At 40.9% G+C, this 20073-nt stretch carries 17 protein-coding genes and 1 pseudogene; 9 read left to right on the top strand and 9 right to left on the bottom strand.

The window, feature by feature from the left end; translation table 11 throughout:
• A partial coding sequence (locus tag ACM0OY_RS21265; protein ID WP_414570831.1) for a choice-of-anchor Q domain-containing protein occupies nucleotides 1-1318 on the bottom strand: 1318 nt, incomplete at its 3' end.
• 882 nt (nucleotides 1319-2200) lie between these two features.
• Between ACM0OY_RS21265 and thiD the strand changes: the two genes are divergently transcribed.
• The 3 genes from thiD (at nucleotide 2201) to ACM0OY_RS21250 (ending at nucleotide 4365) form a co-directional block, all read left to right on the top strand.
• Nucleotides 2201-3034: a bifunctional hydroxymethylpyrimidine kinase/phosphomethylpyrimidine kinase gene (gene thiD, locus ACM0OY_RS21260; protein ID WP_414570830.1), complete on the top strand. Its 834-nt coding sequence runs from the start codon at nucleotides 2201-2203 to the stop codon at nucleotides 3032-3034.
• A gap of 177 nt (nucleotides 3035-3211) precedes the next feature.
• Nucleotides 3212-3796, top strand: a complete 585-nt coding sequence (locus ACM0OY_RS21255; protein ID WP_414570829.1) for a hypothetical protein — start codon at nucleotides 3212-3214, stop codon at nucleotides 3794-3796.
• Between the two features lie 230 nt (nucleotides 3797-4026).
• Complete coding sequence (locus ACM0OY_RS21250) at nucleotides 4027-4365, top strand: P-II family nitrogen regulator (protein WP_012410794.1); 339 nt, start codon at nucleotides 4027-4029, stop codon at nucleotides 4363-4365.
• A gap of 107 nt (nucleotides 4366-4472) precedes the next feature.
• Here the strand turns inward: ACM0OY_RS21250 and rdgB are convergent, their stop codons facing one another.
• Complete coding sequence (gene rdgB / locus ACM0OY_RS21245) at nucleotides 4473-5051, bottom strand: RdgB/HAM1 family non-canonical purine NTP pyrophosphatase (RefSeq protein ID WP_414570828.1); 579 nt, start codon at nucleotides 5049-5051, stop codon at nucleotides 4473-4475.
• A 100-nt stretch (nucleotides 5052-5151) separates the two neighbouring features.
• Nucleotides 5152-6588: a phosphoglucomutase/phosphomannomutase family protein gene (locus ACM0OY_RS21240; protein ID WP_414570827.1), complete on the bottom strand. Its 1437-nt coding sequence runs from the start codon at nucleotides 6586-6588 to the stop codon at nucleotides 5152-5154.
• Between the two features lie 430 nt (nucleotides 6589-7018).
• On the opposite strand from ACM0OY_RS21240, the pseudogene ACM0OY_RS21235 reads away from it, so the two are divergent.
• A pseudogene (locus tag ACM0OY_RS21235) lies at nucleotides 7019-8371 on the top strand (TolC family protein); the annotation flags it as partial.
• Nucleotides 8372-8509: 138 nt separating this feature from the next.
• Here the strand turns inward: ACM0OY_RS21235 and ACM0OY_RS21230 are convergent.
• The 6 genes from ACM0OY_RS21230 to ACM0OY_RS21205 form a co-directional block, all read right to left on the bottom strand.
• The gene (locus ACM0OY_RS21230; protein ID WP_414570826.1) at nucleotides 8510-9004 is read right to left on the bottom strand and encodes a plasmid segregation centromere-binding protein ParR; all 495 of its coding nucleotides are present in this window, start codon (nucleotides 9002-9004) and stop codon (nucleotides 8510-8512) included.
• A gap of 5 nt (nucleotides 9005-9009) precedes the next feature.
• The gene (locus tag ACM0OY_RS21225) at nucleotides 9010-10167 is read right to left on the bottom strand and encodes a ParM/StbA family protein (RefSeq protein ID WP_414570825.1); all 1158 of its coding nucleotides are present in this window, start codon (nucleotides 10165-10167) and stop codon (nucleotides 9010-9012) included.
• Between the two features lie 217 nt (nucleotides 10168-10384).
• Nucleotides 10385-11008 (bottom strand): DedA family protein, encoded by a 624-nt coding sequence (locus ACM0OY_RS21220; protein ID WP_414570824.1) that lies wholly within the window; start codon nucleotides 11006-11008, stop codon nucleotides 10385-10387.
• Nucleotides 11009-11505: 497 nt separating this feature from the next.
• Nucleotides 11506-12588 (bottom strand): Gfo/Idh/MocA family oxidoreductase, encoded by a 1083-nt coding sequence (locus ACM0OY_RS21215; protein ID WP_414570823.1) that lies wholly within the window; start codon nucleotides 12586-12588, stop codon nucleotides 11506-11508.
• Between the two features lie 69 nt (nucleotides 12589-12657).
• Nucleotides 12658-12783 carry a hypothetical protein gene (locus ACM0OY_RS21210; RefSeq protein ID WP_414570822.1) on the bottom strand — a complete coding sequence of 42 codons (126 nt, stop codon included), beginning with the start codon at nucleotides 12781-12783 and terminating at the stop codon, nucleotides 12658-12660.
• Nucleotides 12784-13014: 231 nt separating this feature from the next.
• Entirely contained in the window at nucleotides 13015-13176 is a 162-nt protein-coding gene (locus ACM0OY_RS21205; RefSeq protein ID WP_414570821.1) for a hypothetical protein, read from the bottom strand.
• A 172-nt stretch (nucleotides 13177-13348) separates the two neighbouring features.
• Here ACM0OY_RS21205 and queC point away from each other — a divergent pair, with 172 nt between their 5' ends.
• From queC to ACM0OY_RS21180, 5 genes are all read left to right on the top strand, one after another.
• Nucleotides 13349-14026 (top strand): 7-cyano-7-deazaguanine synthase QueC, encoded by a 678-nt coding sequence (queC, locus tag ACM0OY_RS21200; protein ID WP_414570820.1) that lies wholly within the window; start codon nucleotides 13349-13351, stop codon nucleotides 14024-14026.
• Nucleotides 14027-14190: 164 nt separating this feature from the next.
• Nucleotides 14191-15219, top strand: coding sequence for a hypothetical protein (locus tag ACM0OY_RS21195; protein ID WP_414570819.1), 1029 nt, complete (start codon nucleotides 14191-14193; stop codon nucleotides 15217-15219).
• Entirely contained in the window at nucleotides 15204-16145 is a 942-nt protein-coding gene (locus tag ACM0OY_RS21190) for an AAA family ATPase (protein WP_414570818.1), read from the top strand. The genes ACM0OY_RS21195 and ACM0OY_RS21190 overlap by 16 nt, the downstream gene beginning before the upstream one ends.
• On the top strand, nucleotides 16135-17781 hold the full coding sequence (locus ACM0OY_RS21185; RefSeq protein WP_414570817.1) for a hypothetical protein: 1647 nt from the start codon (nucleotides 16135-16137) through the stop codon (nucleotides 17779-17781). Before ACM0OY_RS21190 ends, ACM0OY_RS21185 begins: the two co-directional genes overlap by 11 nt.
• Nucleotides 17778-20057: a pentapeptide repeat-containing protein gene (locus ACM0OY_RS21180; protein ID WP_414570816.1), complete on the top strand. Its 2280-nt coding sequence runs from the start codon at nucleotides 17778-17780 to the stop codon at nucleotides 20055-20057. The genes ACM0OY_RS21185 and ACM0OY_RS21180 overlap by 4 nt, the downstream gene beginning before the upstream one ends.
• Nucleotides 20058-20073: the final 16 nt, after the last annotated feature.

Raw genomic sequence — 20073 nt, 5'->3', positions numbered from 1 at the left:
TCGTAGTCCCATCTACAATGTCAACTGTGCCATTGAGAACTTGAATTTCTGGAGTTGGAGTCTTAATGCTTGGGGCTTCATAGGCACCAATGTCAATCACTGCGGTGCCATTGCCGTCACCATCGTGAGGAATTTTCCCAGTTATATTATTGAAGGCATTGGAACCAGCATCAATGGCAATACTTCCAGGTTTAAGTGCAAAATTATGAGTCGCAGCATTCACAAATTGCGGATCTTTACCCAGAATCAAATTAGTTCCTGTTTTGTTGTAATTACTAGTGTTGTAAATCAAATTGTGGTCAGCTTTGACGTTTTTAGCTGAACCGCTTACAACATATGAACTGCCATTTAACTTAGCGTACATAATGTTATTTACAACATTCACATTTTCTGATGCGCCATTAATCAAAATCTCACCGGCGCCTTTGAGTTCGGGGTGTTGTGAATTCTGGTAAGTTGTGTTGTTGACTACATCGACATTGGAACTTTTAAATACCTGGATACCAGCACCACCATTGTTGTAAGAAGTGTTGTTGCTAATTAAAATTTTTCCCTTATATGGCTGATTATCTAAGCCCAGACTATTAGCAGCATCAATCATAATGCCGTGTCCTTCAGTAACTCGCCCGGCCTCCCACCAAGGAATGTAGGTGTAGTTGTCGTAACTTACATTATTACGAATGATTATTTTGTAATCAGTGGTGTTATTATCTAAATTCCGATTACCGAGAGTGGAGATAGCATTTGGTCCCCAAGGACTATACCAGCATGTTTCAAAAACAGTATTATTTTCAATGGTGATATAGTCAGCTTCTTTACTTGTAATTCCACCACTGGGAAATTTAGAAATAGTGTTGCCGCGAATTGTAATGTGATGAGAACTGTTGTTTTGTTTATCCGGTTGAATGTTAATTCCGGCTCCGTTTGTTAGTGGATTATTTAAGTTACCTTGTTGAGACTTTGCATACTCTAATGTAATTTTGTCGTTGGCACCAACCATCGTCAGACCCTCGATGACGATATAGGATGAACCTACAATGTTGATGGCTTGGAAATTTGTTGATTTGATTAGAGGATTGTGACCAGGATAAGCGGTGAATGTGATTGGTGCATCTTGAGTACCCTGCTTTTGATTGATACCAAGAACTGGGCTATTAGGGTATTTACTCTGTTCGTAAGTACCGTTCATAACGTATACCGTGTCCCCTGCTTGTACTAAGTTTGCAGCTTTTTGCAGAGTCCGAAAAGCGGTTCCTTCTTTCAAACCATTATTGCTATCGTTACCTGTTCCAGAAACGTAGTATACTTTGCCAGCCATAGTTTTACTCCGAGGATGTCTAAGCGAATTGGTATTAGACTCTTAGCGACTCAATTCATTGCTAAGAGGATGTCTGAATGGGTGGTCTGTTGAGACTGTTTGCAACAGTCACAGTTGTCTGATCGCAACTTAAAATTGCGTGGGTTATAGAAACGCTGTTGTCAAAATTAAAATTTTTTCTCCTGTCAACCATTGATGGTTGAACTAAGGATGTAAATGCCGTCAATCGTCATGCTGTTGTTGAAGATAATCGGACGATTAGCGTGTTCGTCTGATCGATGACTTTGGAGTAGAATCAAATCCAATCTCCACCGCGTAGGCGCAGCCCGCCGTAGACATCGCTGATAATATAATTTGATACGGCAATCATATTTGTTATGTAATTCCTGTGAACTTTATCCGTTGTCTGAGGTCAGAAGTTGCCAAATCGGCATGGTAAAGCGCACCCCTGGCTGATAACTGGGGACTTAAAGTTACAGTGGTCAAAGCTGAATTGTTTCAAACTTTAGTAGGTTGACCCCTTAAGTTAAAGCGACTAAATGTAACAACTTAGTCAAACCTGTTTTAATCCGTGTAAGCGAATTTTGTTAACTCAGTTTAGACTAACCTTCACAAACAGTGATTGATATCAGTAAATACTCAGATTTTAGTTAATTTTTTTACAACAAAATCCCAAAAAATATGGAAAAATTGTGGCGATTTCTGTTAATTTGCAGCCCAATATTGGGGATAAAGAGTGCTTTATACAAGGATTCGATGAAGTTTCTTTCAATTGAATCGGCTTGATTTACAAGGGATTATTTATAGCCAAGTCGCACGGACGCTAAAATCAATTGGAAGCGATCGCCAAGCAACTAACATCTTGCCAGCAATCTTGATAATATGAATGCCCAAAAAAACTCTAGAGTACCTGTTGCTTTAACCATTGCCGGTTCAGACAGCGGTGGCGGCGCAGGAATTCAAGCTGATTTACGTACCTTTGCTTTTCACTGTGTCCACGGTACTAGCGCTATAACCTGCGTCACAGCACAAAATACTCTCGGAGTGAACAGAGTTGATGCTATGCCACCAGAAGCTGTTGTAGCGCAAATTCAGGCAGTGGTTGAAGATATTGGCGTACAAGCTGCCAAAACGGGAATGTTGCTGAATCAAGAAATTATCTTTGCTGTTGCCCAGCAAGTAGAAACTTTACAAATCGAGAATTTGGTAGTCGATCCAGTAATGGTGTCACGTACCGGCGCACAATTGATTGATGATGATGCTGTGAAGACTCTGTGCCAGACACTTATCCCCAAAGCAGCTATCATCACGCCCAATCGCTACGAAGCCCAGATTTTGAGCGGTTTAGAAATTTACTCCTTGGAAGATATGCAAGCCGCTGCTGAAATTATTCACAAAACTCTAGGGACAAAAGCTGTTTTAGTTAAGGGTGGAGGTATGCAAGGAAATTTGCGTGGCGTTGATATCTGGTTTGATGGGGAAAAATTGGAAATTTTGACTTGCCAGCAAGTAGAGACAACAAATACCCACGGTACTGGTTGTACACTATCGGCTGCGATCGCTGCTAATTTGGCAAAGGGAAAAAACTTGTGGCCAGCAGTTGAACAAGCAAAAGAATATGTAACTACGGCACTGACTTACGCCTTAGATATTGGCGAAGGGCAAGGTCCTGTGGGACACTTCTTTCCATTGTGGGAACTGGGAACTAGGGACTAGGGACTAGGAACTGTTTTCTCAGTACCCAATACCCAGCACCCAGTATCCAGTCCCCAATAAAAAATCTTTGCCGTCTCGGCATTTTTCTATTATTCTTGGGCATAGTTTCAGGGCTGACTTTCTCTGTTAGCATCTCTGTACGATCTAATCACTTTTATTTTTAATACCAAGCCCCCAATGCGAACAACCACAGGTTCTGTTCACAGGAATTCGTCAACACGTACTAGTCAAGCGTATCCTCCCTCTGTACCACTATCTGTATACCGGGAATTGTCAATGGAGTTGCAAGCAACCCAAGCGAGGCTAGATGCACTTACCACGAAAAATCAGCAATTAACACAAGAAAATCAACTACTACGCCAAGAAATTGTTAAAGTCGTTGAGTCTTTTTCACACTTGCAAAATTTTGTAGATTCCTATGGGATGTTTAGTGAACACCAAGCTTCTCAAGCTTCTGGCAACGTTAAAACTGCCCGCAAGCAGCAAGTAACACAAGCACCTCCACCTCAACAGGTTTCTCGTCCGCGTCCATCTCAAAAAAGCCGCCAGCAGTTTTCTGCACCTGTGATGGAAATAAATTTTCCCACACCAGAACCAGTTTTTATAGAAGAACAAGAAGTAAGTTATTATTCTACTGCCCAGCCAGATGCCAAGGAACTTAGCGGCTGGTGGTTAATTATTACCATCTTGTTAATTATGCTTACTGCTTTTACTGCTGGATATTTAATTGTACGTCCCTTGTTTGAACATCAAAAACGTTAGTTGACACTCCCACAGTCAGCAGCAACCTTCATAGCTATTGTAAAATTTCTCATCGAATTACTTAACCCAGGCTATTTCTGGCTTCAAAAGCACTCACACCAGACATCTAGAATTTCAAAAAAGTGGCAATTATTACATATGTTTTAGCAAAGGCGCTACTAGTTACAGTTTCAGACAACAGATCTGGTTAGATAGATAAACGAAGCTAGTACAAGTCACAAGTCAAAGAAATGAAAAAAGTAGAAGCTATTATCCGCCCATTTAAGCTTGATGAAGTGAAAATTGCCTTGGTTAACGCTGGGATTGTTGGAATGACGGTTTCTGAAGTCCGGGGGTTCGGACGCCAGAAAGGTCAAACTGAACGATATCGGGGTTCCGAGTACACTGTTGAGTTTCTCCAAAAACTCAAAGTGGAAATTGTAGTTGATGATAATCAGGTTGATATGGTGGTGGACAAAATTATCGCCGCCGCCCGCACAGGTGAAATCGGTGATGGTAAAATTTTCATCTCGCCTGTTGAGCAAGTGATTCGGATTCGTACCGGGGAAAAAAACACAGAAGCGGTTTAAAAAAAGTTAGGAGTAGAGACGCGATTAATCGCGTCTGTACAAGAGTTAGGAGTTATGCTAAATCCTCAATTGTTATTTCTGAACTCACAACTCATAACTTTTAACTCCTAACTCTTAATTCTCTCCAGTTGCGGAAGTAAAGCTGTAAAAGCCTTGCCTCGATGGCTAATTGACCCCTTTAAGTCCCGTGTCATTTGGGCAAAGGTCAATTGCTTCTCTGGTATATAAAAAATTGGGTCATAGCCAAATCCACCATCACCACGAGGTGCATGAAGAATTTCGCCACGACAAATACCTTCAGATTGTAATACGATCGCACCATCCGGACTAGCGATCGCCACTACACAAACAAATTGGGCTTGGCGATTTACTTCGTTATCTAATTCCTTGAGTAATCTCGCAATGCGTTCTGAGTCTGTTTTGGCGTAGCGTGCTGAATACACACCTGGTGCGCCATTTAATGCATCTACTTCTAAACCAGAATCATCGGCGATAGCCCAGTTTCCTGTGGCTTTGGCAATTTGTGACGCCTTCAGACAGGCATTAGCAGCAAAGGTTTCGCCCGTCTCTTCAATTTCTAATTCTTCAGGTTTGAGGATTAATTCCCAGCCAGAATTTGCCAGGTAAGCTTGCATTTCCCGCAATTTACCTGGATTTCCTGTAGCTACTACGAGTAATTTTGTCATTGGTCATTAGTCATTGGTCATTAGTCATTAGTCATTGGTCATTAATCATTTACCAAGGACAAAGGACAAATGACGAAGGACAAATAACTAATAACTAATTTTACTCTGCCCACTGTTTCGCCCAAGCAAGAGTTTGATGCACTTGCTCAAGTGTTGGGGCTTCGCAGTAGAGACGTAAAACTGGTTCAGTTCCGCTAAAACGAATCATTAACCAGCTTTTGTCAGCGAGGCGGTACTTATAGCCGTCGATTGTTTGGCAATCAATTACTGCTTTGTCGGCAATTTCTGTTAAAGGTTCGGTTTGTAACTGTTGCAAAAGACGCGATCGCACTTCCATACTGGCTAAGGGTAAATCAATGCGATCGTATGCTGAGGTAAATCCTGTTTGTTGTTGCAAGTGGCGATAATACTCACCTAAATCTAAACCAGATTCGACGATCGCTTCTAGGACATACAATGCTGACAGCAGTGCATCGCGTTCGGGAATATGGCTGCCATAGCCAATTCCTCCTGACTCTTCGCCACCCAGCAACACTTCTGCGGCTAACATTCTGTCAGCGATGTATTTATAACCGACTGGTGTTTCAAATACTGACAGTTTATGTAGTGCTGCCACAAGGGGCATCAAGTCAGAACCGCTGACAGTTTTGACTATTTCACCTTTAAAGTCGCGCCGTAGGGTTAAGTGGTCGATGAGTATCGGAATTAACACTTGAGAACTCAAGAAGTTGGCTTCCCCGTCTACAGCCGCGATGCGATCGCAATCTCCATCAAATACCAATCCTACAGATAAACTTGATGTATTTGTTGCTCGGTGAGTTTTGATGACTTCAAATAACTTGGAAAGGTATTTAGGCAAAGGTTCCGGCGCACCGCCACCAAATAACGGGTCGCGTTCGCTGTTGATTTCTTTGACCTTATCCCCTAGTAGTTTTGCCAAGCCACCAGCCGCAGCGCCATGCATGACATCGCCAAACACCGTCAGTTTACCAGAGGCGATCGCTTCCCGAATCTTGGCAATATCAACTTTACGTTCTAGTGCTTGGGTATAACTCGGCCAAGGATCGAACTTCTCTTGCTTGCCTGGGGTAGCTGCGGGTGGTACTCCTTGGGGCAACAGTGCTTCTATTTCTTGTGTGACTTCTGGCGACACCGACCCACCAAAATATCCCTTGACTTTTAAGCCTAAATATGTACCTGGATTATGACTGGCTGTAATTACTAGTGCGCCTAATGCATTGAGTTGTTTTGCCGCCCAACTAAAAGCTGGAGTCGGGGCGTAGGTTTCACTGAGTAAAACATCAAATCCGACAGCGGTGACAGCATCAGCCACAGCACGAGCGAAGTCTTCCGCCATAAATCGGCGATCGTAACCGACAATTATTGTCCGGCTACCCACCGTAGAATAATATGTATTATATAGTACTTTTGCAGCGACTGGCGCGACTAGGGCTAGGCGTTCAAAGGTGAACTCATCTCCAATTACGCCCCGCCAGCCGTCTGTACCAAACTTGATTGAGTTAGCTACAACTGCCATCTAGGTATCCTAACTGTCTACCTGAGGATTCTAGCATTTATACAGTATCTAAAGTAAAAAAAGAATATAGTATTAATATGTAGTATTAGTATTCGGCCGTTTCAACATCAAATTTGTGCATATAGAGGTGCATAGGTGAGCTTGTGGTAGATATCGCTTTCAGCTTCGTAAAATAAATTAAGGGATCAATTTTATTTATTTTTTAGTTAATTCATTCATTCATCAATCATGATTTTTGTCAAGACTATTTAGATTGATTTGTCTCAATCAAGCCACTTTTATCTAGTGAATGTAGTTGATTTGTGATACACAGTGTATTAATATTTGAATCATTGCTAAGTAGTATCAAATATTAGTTATGTCGGCTCATCGCTACATAATAGTCGGAGGCATAAATTGTACAATTGCTTTGATTAATATAGGATCTGTTGCGGCACAAGTAATCGATTACCTCAATTCAAGTCCCAATTTTCTAGAGTTTCCCTCTCAATCACAAGAAGTCAAGATTCAAGGAAATCAGGCAATTAGTCTACAGCAGGCTTTGGAACTAGCACGACGTAACAATCTTGAATTACAGGCGGTATTATTGCAGGTAGAACGCAGTCGCTTTGCTTTAAGAGAAGTTCAAGCTAATATTTATCCAAGTATAAGTCTGAGTGTGGATTTGAGTCGCGCTCAGTCTGCTTTTAACCAGCTTTATACAGAGCAACTAGGTCAACAAGCTCAATTTTTATTTACTCAGGGCTTTAGCCAAGATGAACCTACAACGACTTTTAATAGTAGTCTGCAACTAAGTTATAGTCTCTATAATTTTGGGCCGGGTGCTTCCACTAGAGGAGCAGCGAAAGAGCAGGTGCGTGTGGATGAATTGGAAGTAGAGCGTCTGTCAGAAGAGATCCGCCTAAATGTCACCTTGGATTACTACAATTTGCAACAAGCAGATGAACAAGTACGAATTAATCAGTTGGCTGTGCAGAATTCCGAAGCTAGTTTGCGGGATGCAGAAGCTTTAGAAAGAGCTGCTGTAGGTACGAGGTTTGATGTGCTGCGATCGCAGGTAAACTTAGCTAATGCCCAACAAGACTTGACTAATGCTATTTCCCAGCAGCAAATTGCTCGTCGTCGGTTAGCAAGTCGATTAAATGTGGTAGAGTCGATGAATATTAGTGCGGCCGACCCTGTACAATTAGCTGGCTTGTGGAATTATACACTTGAGCAGACTATTATATTAGCCTTTCAAAACCGACCAGAATTACGACAACGGTTGACAGAACGGCGCATTGCTGAGCTACGGCAAAGATCGGCGCTTTCTCGACTCAAGCCACAAGTGAGCGCCGTTGCTAGCTACGACTTGCAAGACGTATTCGATGATAACGCCAGTGTTTTCAATGGTTATTCTTTAGCCGTCCAAGCAACATTGAGATTGTTCGATGGAGGAATTACAAAAGCTCAGGCGGCTCAGCGAAATGTAGAAATTAGGATTGCTGAGACACAATTTGCCAATCAACGCAATAATATTCGGTTTGAAGTAGAACAAGCTTATTCGCAAATGCAGTCTAACTTAGAGAATGTTCAAACTACCAATCTTGCTCTTGACCAAGCTAGGGAAGCTTTACGTCTAGGACGTTTACGTTTCCAAGCAGGTGTTGGAACTCAAACTGACATTATTAACGCAGAAAACGATTTGACCAGAGCAGAAGGTAATCGAGTCACAGCTATTTTGAATCACAACCGCGCTCTAGCTCAATTACAACGAGCTGTTACTTCCAGAGGAATACGGTGATGATTTGCCTTGTCAGCGATCGCCAACATCTACAAATCTCATCTCAATATTTATATACAAATATTAATAATCCTTAATAGTGTGTACTATTAAGGATTGATAACAAGAGCAAAAACCGCTCAAAAACGTGATTTTTTCTTAAAAATCATCGAGAAACTGACTAAGGCGACTAATTACAGGGTCAACCTCTTGAGGAGGGGCAGGAACAGTGTAAGAAGTATTATTTACTACTTCTACTTGACTTGGAGACTGAATAAACGATCGCTCATTGACTATGAGTGCCAGTTGTGCAACTTGTTGAGAAAGTTGCAGTAGATGGTGTTCCAACGCCTCCAAACGATTAGATCCCTTGGCAAAAAAACGTTCCTCAAGGCCAGCTACTTGACGTTGCAGCTCACCGATTTGTTGTTCAATCGGTTGTTGTTCAATCGGTGTTGTGGCTGCTGTTTTTGGAGCAGGTCGTACAGATTCCGGTACACATAAGGATTGCCACAGGGCTTCTTTGCATAGGTCACTGAAAGTTTTTTCGGGTTGTTTCTCCAAATAACTTTCCACTTGTGCCAATAAGCTTTCATCAGCAAGCCCTGGGTTGAACGTGACGGATTTAACTACCTTTTTTGACCATTGGAACATTAGTTTTAAGCCCTAGCAGCGCGAACGGCAGACAATTGCGCCTCTCCATAAATATACTGCCCTAAAGCATTCGCCTGCCGAGAAGGTGCAGATAAATGAGCATTAATCTTTGCTTCCTTGAGCAAACGTTGAACATCTTCCCAGAAAAACTCACCGCCACCGCCAGTAAGAATCACATCGGTAACACGTTCTGGCAACCAGGCTAGCACACGGCTACAAATTTCCCGCGAAAACATCTCTATAAGATTCGGTAGAAAATCGTCTAAGTTAGCGGGCTTGCTAGCACCTTTTGGACGGTAAAAGCGTTCACCCTTGGGTTTGTTAACAGCGGAAATGAGCGCCAGAGATTGGCTATCTGCTCCGTCAATTTCAGCGGCTACCAATTCATAAAACTTATTCATACCGAAGTCTTCACTCTTAGAAGCACCTCTGGCAAAGCGGAAGTTATCTACCATCAAAAGATCGACGGTTTGATGTCCGATATCAACGATCGCCACCGATATTTTTGTAAAATCGGGACTACCGGGGCTTTTCTTCGGTTGAGCTTCACACCACAGCAAGCTGCCGTAGCCTTCTGGCATCACCCAAACTTTATTGACGTTCAGCGACACAGATTCGCCTCGGAAGTTTAACACATGAGGGCCACCTACTTGGCTGATTAACTGTGCTTTTTCCTTTTCAAATTGCTCCAAAGAAAGAAAAGGTAGACCCAGCACAACTGAGATCTCGTCTCTGAGTTTAAAGTAGCCAGCACACGCTAACACTTTGATCAGTGCAGCCTCTACCTTAGATTGCCCTACTCCTAAATTCGCTCCAAAATCTGCTGCCAGTTGACCTACAGCATAGCCATTGCCTTGATATTCCAGCCACAAATCCATTAAAGGGTCGGTAGCACGCGCTTCAAAAACACCACCGCGTACCTGTTCTATTGACATTTGCTTAACGTTGGCAGGTACGAACACTACACTACCGGGTTCGCGACTCACACAAGTCTTTGTGGAAGTTCTGCCTAAATCAACACTAAGAATCGTTTTCCCAGAACCACCGGCTGTCTTGGCAGGAATATTACCAGTATTGATGGGAGTCGTCGATGCTAACGGCTGCCTATTCATGGGTATGGCAGCGGAATTCATTGGGGTGGCGGCGGAAGGTTGGTCTGTCATGAAAGCTCCTAGTTCTAACTTAAATGTAAAAAGTTGTCATGCTCATCTTACAAAAATGCGAGCAACCAGAAATTCTAGGTTGCGTCAAGTGTAGCTAGAAATACGCCAAAAATTAATTCTGGCAATTGCACATCTAGTATTATTTGGCATAGTGTAGGCGAATTTTGGCCAGATGTAACCCCTGCTTTCACTGCTTTCAAACCAAAAGCGCCCCTGTTTATCTTCTGGTGCGTCTTCGCTGACGCTTGAATATCCAGAAAACAAATGCTAAAACCAAACCCCCAAGCACAATTTTGGACACAGGAGCAAGGTATTCATCCACAAGTTCATACTGACTACCTAATATATATCCTGAGTATGTTAGCAAACCCACCCAAGCAGCGCTACCTAAGGTACTGTAAAACAGAAATGGTAGCAAGTGCATATTGGCGATCCCTGCGGGAACAGAAATCAAAGTGCGGATTCCTGGTACAAGGCGACCAATCAATACTGCTTTGTTACCTTGTCGGTCAAACCAGCCTTTAGCCTTAGTAATATCTTTACTGGATATAGCTAACCATTTACCATATTTATCAGCCCAAGCTTTCAAGCGCTTTTCGCCCAAAAGCTTACCTGGATAATACCAAACAAGTGCGCCCAATACAGAACCCAAAAGTCCTGCAAAAAACACGCCAATGATATTGAGCTTTGCCCCTCCTGGTTGATATGGACTTGCTGTAAATCCAGCCAGTGGCATAATCAATTCTGAAGGAATGGGGGGAAAGAGGTTCTCTAAGAACATCATTAGAGCGATTCCCCAATATCCCAAAGAGTTGATAGTATTAGTTATCCATTCAAGCATTGAGTCAATTCCTAAAAATTACTGTACTAGTTTTTTATTCGGAATACGGGATTGGGAGTCAGGAGTTAGGAGTTAGGAATGCTGTTAGCGGTAGCGGGGCGTTGAGCCGCGTTAAGAGTTATTCTCCTCCTGTCTGGTGTACTCCCCATTCCCAACTCCCCATTTTTAGGAGAGGTTGTGTTCTAAATAATTAGATCCCCCTTAGTCTGCTTTTTAAAGAACTAGGGAGGATCTAAAGATTTGATGACAAATTGGAAAACAGACTCTAGAGTTCTCGATCATTTGGACATTAGGCATTGAGACTGCTGAGTAGTGTTAGCTTTCTTCTCTCCGAGAGGCTGCGCCAACGGGGCGTTGAGCCAGTGCTGAATAAGGAGTGAGGAGTTAGGATTGCTGTTAGCAAAAGCGGGGCAATGAGCTGGGTGAGAAGTTAAGAGTTATTATCCTGCCCCTCTGCTCCCTGCCCCTCTGCTCCCTGCTCCCCTACCCCTTTTCTTCTAGACTGTCGGGGTCAATGATTGTACTCTTGGTTCCGATTGCCAGTCTAAAGGATTCCAAACTCTTTCTTCCAGCGCCATCTGCTCAATTAAACTGGCTAATCTCAAGGCTTTAAGAGCCTGTTCACCACCTACTGAGGGTTGATTGCCACCGTGTACACAGTTGACAAAATGTTCTAATTCTGCGCTCAGTGGTTGAATATTGCTGGTGTAGACTTTTTCAATCACGCCATCCTGCCTGTAAAGTACTTGTCGATGGTCGGCAAGAGAGTTAGGATTTGTTTGTCGATGAATCAAAATTTCATTTTTAAGAAAATCTGCCTCTGTTAATGAGTTTTTGCAGTGGGCAACAATCCGGCGAATTTTGCGGTGAGTGACTTTACTGGCAGTCAGCGTAGCGACTATACCGTTAGCAAAGCCCAGAGTGGCAGTTACATAATCTAAATAACCGGAGTCTAGGGCACGAGTACCGCTAGCGGTCAATTTGGTTACTGGGGAAGCTGCTAATTCTAAAAGTAGGTCAATGTCATGGATCATTAAATCCAGGACAACCGAAACATCGTTTGCTCGGTCTGAGTAAGGACTCATGCGGTGTGCTTCCAATGCCAGTAATTCTTCCGTTTTCAGGACTTGGCTAAGTTCCCTAAATGCTGGATTGAAACGCTCAATGTGACCTACTTGCAGGATACATTGAGACTCAGCTGCGGCATTTACAAGGGATTCTGCCTCAGAAATACTGGCTGCGATCGGTTTTTCAATCAAAACATGAATTCCCGCCAAGAGACAGCTAATACCGACGGCATAATGCAGGCGGGTGGGAACAGCAATACAAACTGCTTCCACCAGGGGTAGCAAGTCACAGTAGTCTTCAAAAAAACGCACTTTGTACTTGCTGGCAGTTTCTAACCCTCGTTCGACGTTAATATCTGCTACACCTACTAGTTCAACATCTTTCATTGAACTCAAGACGCGAGCGTGGTGTTGTCCCATGTTACCCACTCCAATCACGCCTATGCGGATTGGTCGTGGCTGGTTGCGCTGTGTATATGGATTCGGTTCTGCCAGTGACATGCTATTTTGCACTATTATTCTCTCCTCAACCACCAAATTTAGAGACGCTACGGCCGTTGGCGTTTATACAAAGAAAGCCAGTTACGATCCGTCTAAAACCATCCAGATGGTAACATAGAGGCTATGTTTATGAAGAATTTCAAAGTTTGCGATCGGTTCCCGCAATCCAGCCATCTTTTGTATAGATAGTTCGGACTTGGTTGGCATTTTGCATTTTCTACAAAAAAAATATGTGTCTTTTTATTAACTTTAGAATATCAGGTAAGACTTAAGTATAAATTCTCTAAAATTCTAAGGGTCGCTTTCTTGTGCTTGGATTTTCCTTAAGGCTACAGTTAGGCAATGAATTACAATCCAATTGACAGCATTAAAATTACAAAATAATCAGCTAGTAATACCTATGCTTTTTTTCCAAAAAAATGGTATTGGGAATTACTGCTACTGATTAACTAAAACAGTTTTTGGATAATTATTTGCATCATCTTTCGTAGACAGATTCGCGTAACGTCTCGTAGAGAAGCGGTTTGTCGTACTACCAGGTCGAAGTAAGGTAGCAAGAGCGTCTCGTTGGCGTAGCCTCTCGTAGAGAAGAGAAGACATCGCACCGCTTTTTGAGAGAAACTGGAAACAGGTATGGATTATTTTTTTGAATATCTAGGGTGCAAAAGTGTTTAGAATCACTCACAGAAATCAAGGAGTATCTTTGGCATTGCTTGTTGGTATCTTGTTGAAGCGTGATTTAGCGATTTGAAATCCCAAATTTGCAACCGAGATGAAAGCTGTAATTCTGTTATCTGGGGGATTGGACTCTTCCACAATTTTGTACAAAGCTAAGATGGATGGCTTTTCATGTCATGCCATTTCTTTTGATTACCAGCAGCGACATCGGCGAGAGTTACAGTCAGCCCTACTCGTTGGTCAAAAAGCTGGGGTGATAAAACATCAGGTGGTTAATTTTGACTTACGACAATGGGGCGGTTCGGCACTTACGGATGACGCTATTGATTTACCCCAGGAGCGTTCCCTGGATGAAATGGCTCAAAATATTCCTGTTACCTATGTTCCGGCCCGGAATACAATATTTTTAAGCTTTGCTTTGAGTTACGCCGAAGCGATCGCAGCTGAGCATGTCTATATCGGCGTCAACGCCTTAGATTATTCAGGATATCCCGATTGTCGCCCCGATTATATCCAAGCCATGCAAGAAGTTTTTCGTTTGGGAACTAAACAAGGGCGCGAAGGAGAACCAATTAACATTGTTGCACCCCTGATTAACCTGAAAAAAACCGAAATCATTCAACTAGGTAACCAATTGGGAGTTCCTTGGGAGCTAACTTGGTCTTGCTATGCTGGTGGCGATGTCGCCTGTGGTGTCTGTGATTCTTGTCGTTTGCGGCTAGCGGCGTTTGCCGAATTGGGACTTGTCGATCCACTTACGTATGCTCAGTAGAGGGAGTGCAGTCTTTTCCCCACTCCCTACTCCCCACTTTCAAGTTAGAGGGCAGGAAGCAGTATACATAGCTGCCCTCTGCTTTTCTTGATAAAACAATTCTGGTATATATCTGTAACAGAGTGTGTTGGCAATGTAACTATATAAAATCAAGTTGTCTTGAGATGCCACTCTCGGAACTAACTGTTACGGTATGTGTCAACACTTACATGAATCATCTTGAGCAATTACTTAAACTACTTGAACTGCTAGATGAAAAGATTTTATTTCTAAAGGGTAAAAAAATTACCGAAGCCAACCCTTTAGTATTGTTTCAGCTTGGTAAAGAAATTGAACAAGCGCAAACAGAACGAGAAGTTCTCAAGCAACAAATCGAAAGTATTAATTACGACGTAAATAGTCAAAAGTTATACCTTGCTTTATTAAAATTAGGCTATAAAGATCAAATTCTCGCGCTGAAAAAATTTCTGCGATCGCAATCCATTGGTGCGTTTCTAATCCACGGCTGTCCCGACTACGGACAACGCTGGCTGCTGAATCGTCTAGTTACGCAACATATCGACAGCGGAACGACCAACAAAACCTTACCCTTACCCGTAGAACTCCACCGCATCGGACGTAGAACAGATATTTCTACCCTTTGGCGCGAACTTGGGGGACGTTTTCATTTGCACAGACAAAATACACCTTTAGAAATAATCGATCGCGTTTATCAATGCTGGCAAACACAAAACGTTGTCCTGATTTTTCACGACGTTGATTGTATGCCAGAAAATTATTTACAGACATTAATCCATGAATTTTGGTTACCACTGGCAACACAGGCACGAGAGACAGCGTCATCTACGCAAAAATACAGATTATTAATGTTTCTTATAGACTATGAAGGTTGTGTAGGAACGCGAGAAACACTATTTGTTGAGAGAATTGAACCCAACTGGGAAGCCAAAATACCGATAAAATTACCCGTTATCAATCAATTTCGTCAGCCTGAGCTAAACGAGTGGTTAGATACGGTAGAGATGGAATTTGATGAATTGCCTTTGACTGAAGTAATTAGTCAAAAAGATGATCTGGTACAAGAAATTTTAGACAATAGCGATAATGGCATTCCCGAACTGACATTTTCGGAGATATGCGATCGCTGTAAATGTAACTGGTATGAAGTAAAAGATAGGTGGTTAAAACTGTGACTTCTAAACAACTTGAGTACACAGGGAAAATACAGCCAAAATTGGGCGATCGGGATGACAATGGACAAATTATGTATCCTTATTTACCCAATGATGAGTTAATAGAAGCAGTAAATTTAGCAATTTACTTGGAACGTCCATTACTACTTAAAGGCGATCCCGGATGCGGTAAAACTCGGTTAGCGCGTGCAGTTGCCCACGAATTGGATTTACCATTAGAGGCCTGGTACATCAAATCTACCACCCGCGCCAAAGATGGACTTTATAGCTATGATGCTGTCGGTAGACTGAGAGATGCTCAACTTGCTGCTACGGGAAGAATAATTAAAGATGAGGATATACCCCGTATTAACAATCCTGCAAGCTATATAAAATGGGGAGCATTGGGAATTGCATTTCAAAATACACAGCGCACGGTGGTTTTAATTGATGAAATCGATAAAGCTGACATTGATTTTCCCAACGACTTACTTTTAGAACTTGATGAGCAACGGATTATTGTTGATGAAACAGGGGAAAATATTCAAGCCAAAGCACCACCGATAGTTTTTATTACCAGCAACGACGAGAAAGAGTTACCTGATGCTTTTTTGCGGAGGTGTCTGTTTCACTATGTGGAATTTCCCAGCATCCCCAAGTTAGTAGAAATAGTTAACAGTCACTTTCCCACAGCACCAGAAGGGTTGATAAATAAAGCTGTGGCAAGATTTTTGAAATTGCGTGACGATATGACCAAAGATAAGGGAGAAGCGGGAAAGAAAGTCAGTACCAGTGAGTTAATTGATTGGTTTCGCGTTTTGCGTAAGTATCCCGAAGATGAGGTTTTAGCAAAATTGGAATTGGATGGAAAATTGCCCTATGCTGGGGTATTATTGAAGACTTGGGATGACCATCTGCGATATTTGAGGGAAAGTCGTGGACGCTAGTAATTTACCCTTGCTGGAACTATTTGCTAGGTTACAGGATGCTGGTTTACCACTTGGGATTGATGAGTATAAATTGCTTTTAAAGTCTTTGCAAGGTGGATTTGGAATTAGCGACAAAGCTGCTTTGAAAAGGTTATGTCAGACTTTATGGGTGAAGTCTGAAGAAGAAAAGCGGTTATTCGATTATCATTTTGAAAAAATTATATTAAACGAGAATAACTATCTTAATTCAGATTCATCAAGTCCTATTGTTTCTGAATCAGAAAATTTACCAAATTCTTCTTATAAAAGATGGCTAATTAAGATTCGTTTACTTGTTAATTTAATTTTTAGAAGACGATTTTTAATCCTAGTAATTATAGTTACTATTTTTATTGGGCAGTATTTTTTGTTTTTGTTAATAAATCTTCCTCCAAAATTTGTAAGTCAACCTGTAAGAGAGGCAAAATTAGGCGAGTTATATGTATATAATATTGAAGCCAAAGACTTAAATGTAAATGACGTTTTGACTATTACGACTCTAGAAAAACCTTCATGGCTCAATTTAACTGATAATGGAAATGGAAAAGCAGTTTTACAAGGGATTTTTACCGCTAAAACTGCTTTACAACAGCCTAATCAATCTTATTCTGTGAAATTAAAAGTCACTGACAAACACAGTGCTAAGGATATACAATCATTTAATATAAATCTGTCTTCAATTGAATATAATATTTGGATATTTATATTGATTGTGATTGTGATTGTGATAATTCTTGTATATCTAATTTTGAGAAGATTTACCGAACTCAATGCAGATGTTCAAAATATTATAAAAAGTTTTCTATCTTTACGTCAGGAGAATACCTCTCCAACTAATTACAAACCATATTTACAAAGAAAATTGCAAGCAGATGATACGTTACTATTTTCTTCATTAACAGCTACTAACAATAGAAAAAAAACAAGAAAAATCAAAAAGCCTGATAGTTTTGTTGTTAGTGATGAATATTTTCCTGTAACTCGTCGCCAGATGAAGCAAAGTTGGCGTTATTTACGTCGAATTATCAGAAAAGGTCTGCCAACGGAACTAGATGTTGATGCAACAATTAAAAAAATTGTCAAACAAGGTATATTTCTAGAACCAATATTAGTACCACCCAAACTCAATAAAACAAATTTGATATTACTTATTGATCGCGATGGCTCAATGTTACCTTTTCATATTTTTTCAGAACGACTAACTGAAACAGCTGTTAGAGGAGGACGCTTACAACAAGCTAATACATATTACTTTCATAACTGTCCAATAGAATATCTTTACCAAGACTCTTCTTTTCAAGAAGCAGAATCAATTGATGATGTTATCAGTAGTTTTCAATCTCAGAATATAGTTGTGCTGTTTTTTAGCGATGCAGGTGCAGCACGAGGGAGATTTAATTCCGAAAGACTTAAATTAACAGAAAATTTTCTAATTTTTTTGAGAAAACGTGTTAAACATATTGCTTGGCTCAATCCGATGCCGCGTTCGCGTTGGTTCGGTACAACAGCTAATGAAATCGCCAAGAGTGTCCCAATGTTTGAATTGAGTCGTCATGGTTTAGATAATGCCATTAGCATATTGCGGGGCAATTCATCTGGGGGATATAGGCAATGAGTGAAATAAATTCATCAACTAAATTAGCTGGTGAAATGAAATCGGAAATTGCTACCAGACGTATTGCATATTTTGAGAAACGTTTTGGTAAGCCACATTTGTTTTTTGCTTATCATGCTGCTATTGCAGCTGCACTTTCTCCTGATTTACTGTATCGCTTGCGGCTATACTTTCGGCAAGATATTCATGGTCAATCACTCAATGTTCCTTGGGAAGCTGTTGCAGACGTTCTTCTTTCTGGATTTTGTCATGAAGTGGGATACGAACTTTACGAGATGGATGTCGAGGTACGAAATCAGCTATTGAGCGAGTTGAAAAAACATGACAACTTTGGACAAGAAAGAGTCAAGCAATTATCTGAATTTATTATCAGTTACATTCATCAAGACCTTTATAGCGATGATTCATATATTCGAGATTTAGCTGAAGCTCAATGGTTGACAGCTTTAGCTCAGATACGCCCCAGACAAGCAGCCCATGAATTGGCTTTGATTTTTGCTAACTTGAACCATAATGATAAATCTGAAATTATCCGAATGGTATCGCTATTAAAAACATTTGGAAAGACTTTCGCCAACGAATTCACAGCACTATCTAATTATGCTCAAGGAATGGTAATGTTTGCTCGGGGAAATTTGGACAGTGCAACAGATGAATTCGGCAAGTTAGTTGAACCAGGAAAAAATATTATAAGGGTTGTTGGAGTTAATTTACCGATTCCTAAACAAGTCAAAGACAAGCTTGACGCTTTACCCTCAAAAGCATATAAAAATTATCGTCGTGCAAATCTCCGAGGTCGCTCTTTTAAAGGTAATGACCTGAGATATGCCGACTTTTCCTATTCCGATATTCGAGGAGCAGACTTTACTAATGCTAATCTGATTGGTGCAAACTTTAATTATACAATTACCGGATTACGACGTTACTATATAATTATATTAATTCTGTTTTCATTACTTTTATCAATACTATTAGCTTCTACTTTCATACTTTTTGGGCTTGCTTTACATGATTTTCTATTTAAGCCAAGTAATGAAATTTTATTGTCATTTACTTTATTTAGTTTGATAGTTTTTGTATTGTTTCATATCATTATTTTTGAGAAGGGTATTGAAGCAACCATAGGAGCGATCGCTCTTACAACTTTTGGCAGTTTGATTCTATTTTTTACTCTTTCTGTAACTCTGATAGCTGGGGGTTGGGGCTGGATAATAGTTTTGATTTTTGGCACTTCTGGAATTTTAACTCTAATTGCCGCTGTAAGTTCTTCTGGTAATAGCGCATTAGGTTTTATGGGAGTTTGGTCTGGATTGTGGATTATTGCTGCTGGTTTGATTTCTGCCGCCGGGTGTTTTATGTTTGTGAGTATAGCAACATCTGAACCTAATCTACCTCCTGGTTTTCCAGATTGGTTTTCGAGTATGTTTTGGTTTTTTGGGATATTTTTATTTGGACTAACAACTGTAGGCATAACAATTGTCGAGGCTTTGTTTTGGGTTATAGCAGGAACAATTGGTAAGGCTTGGGTTTGGACAATAAGTTTTGTTGGGATTGTACTATGGCTGATAGCTCTATTAATGACATTCTTGGGAACTGGAATTGAAGCAGCGATCGCAGTTATACCTTTAGCTATCCCTGGTGCTTATATCGGTTGGCGTGCATCACATGGAGATGAGAAATATTCTTTTATTTGGAGAACTGCGGTTTTCTTTACGACTAGAGGAGGAACTAGTTTTAGAAAAGCTAATTTAACGGATGCTAACTTCTCTCATGCAATACTTAACAACACTGATTTGAGAAAAGCTAATATCACGCGAACTAACTGGTTTCAATGTAAGAAACTGTATCAAGTTAACTTTAGGCAAAGCTATCTGAAGAATTACCCAATTCGAGAATTATTAGTTACAAGAATGGGACAAGGAAAAAACCTTGAAGGTTTTTCATTACAAAAATTAGATTTATCTGGAGCTAATTTAGCAGACGCAAATCTAACTCGCACAGATTTGAGAGATGCAAATTTACAAGACGCTGATTTATCAAGGGCAAAGTTAATTAAAACACAACTTGACCAAGCTGATTTAACAGGCAGTTGTTTAACAGGTGCTTGCATTGAAGATTGGAAAATTACACAACAGACCAAATTGGATGGGATAGAGTGTGATTATATTTATACGCGATTACCAACACTACAAAATCCTGAGCGCGATCGCCAACCATCTGACCATAATGAAATATTTGAAATCGGAGAATTCGCTGAGTGGGTACAAAATTTCTAGCCTGATTATTTTTTAT

The sequence above is a fragment of the Nostoc sp. CCY 9925 genome, from assembly GCF_963920935.1.
Classification (GTDB): Bacteria; Cyanobacteriota; Cyanobacteriia; order Cyanobacteriales; family Nostocaceae; genus Nostoc.
The sequence above is the reverse complement of the archived record's forward strand: the minus strand, read 5'-3'. Positions and strand labels throughout refer to the sequence as shown.

Bases quoted from the DNA above. Each gene is read 5' to 3' on its own strand.
- ACM0OY_RS21195 (WP_414570819.1), top strand. From the start codon at position 14,191: ATGCCACTCTCGGAACTAACTGTTACGGTATGTGTCAACACTTACATG.
- ACM0OY_RS21230 (WP_414570826.1), bottom strand. From the start codon at position 9,004: ATGTTCCAATGGTCAAAAAAGGTAGTTAAATCCGTCACGTTCAACCCA.
- queC (WP_414570820.1), top strand. From the start codon at position 13,349: ATGAAAGCTGTAATTCTGTTATCTGGGGGATTGGACTCTTCCACAATT.
- ACM0OY_RS21180 (WP_414570816.1), top strand. From the start codon at position 17,778: ATGAGTGAAATAAATTCATCAACTAAATTAGCTGGTGAAATGAAATCG.
- ACM0OY_RS21255 (WP_414570829.1), top strand. From the start codon at position 3,212: ATGCGAACAACCACAGGTTCTGTTCACAGGAATTCGTCAACACGTACT.
- ACM0OY_RS21205 (WP_414570821.1), bottom strand. From the start codon at position 13,176: ATGTCTTCTCTTCTCTACGAGAGGCTACGCCAACGAGACGCTCTTGCT.
- ACM0OY_RS21240 (WP_414570827.1), bottom strand. From the start codon at position 6,588: ATGGCAGTTGTAGCTAACTCAATCAAGTTTGGTACAGACGGCTGGCGG.
- ACM0OY_RS21210 (WP_414570822.1), bottom strand. From the start codon at position 12,783: ATGCCAACCAAGTCCGAACTATCTATACAAAAGATGGCTGGATTGCGG.
- ACM0OY_RS21250 (WP_012410794.1), top strand. From the start codon at position 4,027: ATGAAAAAAGTAGAAGCTATTATCCGCCCATTTAAGCTTGATGAAGTG.
- ACM0OY_RS21220 (WP_414570824.1), bottom strand. From the start codon at position 11,008: ATGCTTGAATGGATAACTAATACTATCAACTCTTTGGGATATTGGGGA.
- rdgB (WP_414570828.1), bottom strand. From the start codon at position 5,051: ATGACAAAATTACTCGTAGTAGCTACAGGAAATCCAGGTAAATTGCGG.
- ACM0OY_RS21225 (WP_414570825.1), bottom strand. From the start codon at position 10,167: ATGACAGACCAACCTTCCGCCGCCACCCCAATGAATTCCGCTGCCATA.
- thiD (WP_414570830.1), top strand. From the start codon at position 2,201: ATGAATGCCCAAAAAAACTCTAGAGTACCTGTTGCTTTAACCATTGCC.